The sequence below is a fragment of the Arthrobacter sp. SPT-J7 genome, from assembly GCF_059089965.1.
Genome location: NZ_JBNHFF010000402.1, coordinates 1 through 1,634, shown reverse-complemented (window position 1 = coordinate 1,634; position 1,634 = coordinate 1). Strand labels below are relative to the sequence as shown.

Sequence of the window (1,634 nt, the reverse complement as noted above, 5' to 3'; positions counted from 1 at the left end):
GGAGTGGCGAACATTTTCTTTGCCGTTCAGTCCCTGACTTCGAAGGTCAGCATGAAGTCAGCTTCCCGGGGCTTGAGCCGGTACTGCTCCAGCACGCCGGGACCACAGGCAGCGGTTCCAACACCGCGGAGCGCATGGTCAACATACACATAGCTCCGGCCATCCGCCCGCAGGTCCGGGCGATGATCGGCTGCCTCCACAATGTCCTGGGCGTAGGGCCGGACAGTCAAGGCAAAGGGATCTCCGGAAATTTCGAGGGTACTCCCGGCCAGCTCGAGCGCCGCGCGTCGCACCCCTGACCGTGCCCCGGACTCCTGGGGGCGCACGTAGTCCACGTCCAAGTCGGCCAGAGGCAGCGAGAACCAGCCCGTTTTTGCTCCCTGCCCGGTATCGGGATAGCTCTGGTGGGGGCCTTGGCCGAACCACGAGACCAACGTGGTCTCTTCGGCCAGCACGATTTCCAGTCCAATCCGCGCCCATTCCACCGCGAAGCCGCGGTTAATCCATTGGCCGTCAGGCTTGACCTGCGTCCGGAGTGCAACGCTTTTGCCGTCACTGCTCCAGGTGTAGTCCACCCACACTCCGTATTGTTTGTCGGCTGCGCTGACGCGGGTGCGGACCGTCAACGCTTCTCCTCCCTCAGGGCAGGCTTCCGAGTTGATTTCCAGCAACCGCGTATGGAGCCGGTTCAGCCCGGCATCCGTCCACTGTGCGGCGAGAGGACGCTCGTCGGCGCCACCCCACTCCCGGCCGAGGTCGTTGTCGGTTGGTGGCCACCACAATGCCAGGCTCATCTTCTCAACAGGGACGCCACCGATGGAGGTGGGCATGCCCGTGACGCGACTGAGAACTACCGGCCCCAGGCTGAGTTCGCTGTCCTGGATGAGCAAAGATTCAACCGGCGCTGGCTGAACTTTGGCGCCCAGCCCTCGCACCGCCTGTCCCCACGCAACTTCGTGCCCGGCCGATGCCCACGCTGAATCAGCGGCAAGGACCGCGCTGACGGTGAGTACCGCTGGCTGGTTGTCAGGAAGTGACTCTGCGAGGGCAGCAAGACTGGCGGGCAGCTTCACAGCCGCCTCGGCCTGCGGTGCCAGGGACGCAACGTCCACCGTGCCGGCGTCGATCAGACCGCCGTCGGCCTCCACGACGTACCGGAAGCTGTAGGCGCCGGTGCCGGCGAAATCCTGCCCGTTGCGGACGGTGAAGCTTGACCAGTCGCCGGCCACGGTGATCCGCAGCGGTTCGATGACTTTCTTGAAGTCCAGCAGTCCCGGCCTGGGGTTGCGGTCCGCGTCCACCAGCCCGTCGGTGACAAAGTTGCCGTCGTGGATTTGCTCCCCGAAGTCCCCGCCATAGGCGTAATGCTCGCCGCCGTCCGGGGAGGCGACGGTGATGCCGTGCTCCAGCCATTCCCAGACAAAACCGCCCATCAGGCGCGGGTACCGTTCGAAAAGCTCCTGGTACTCACTCATTCCGCCGGGGCCGTTGCCCATGGCGTGGATGTATTCGCACAGCACAAACGGCATGGCCCGGCGCTGGACGTCCAATGCGGAGTTTTCCAGGGCAGGCTCTACCCCTTGTCCGATCAGTGCAGTCTCCGCCTGGCTGGCGTACATCCGTGAGTAGACATC

At 64.5% G+C, this 1,634-nt stretch carries 1 protein-coding gene; it reads right to left on the bottom strand.

From position 1 onward, the window contains the following. Positions 1-26: 26 nt before the first annotated feature. On the bottom strand, positions 27-1,634 hold a 1,608-nt coding region (locus AC5RWX_RS33050), incomplete at its 5' end, for a beta-galactosidase small subunit-related protein (RefSeq protein ID WP_494100388.1).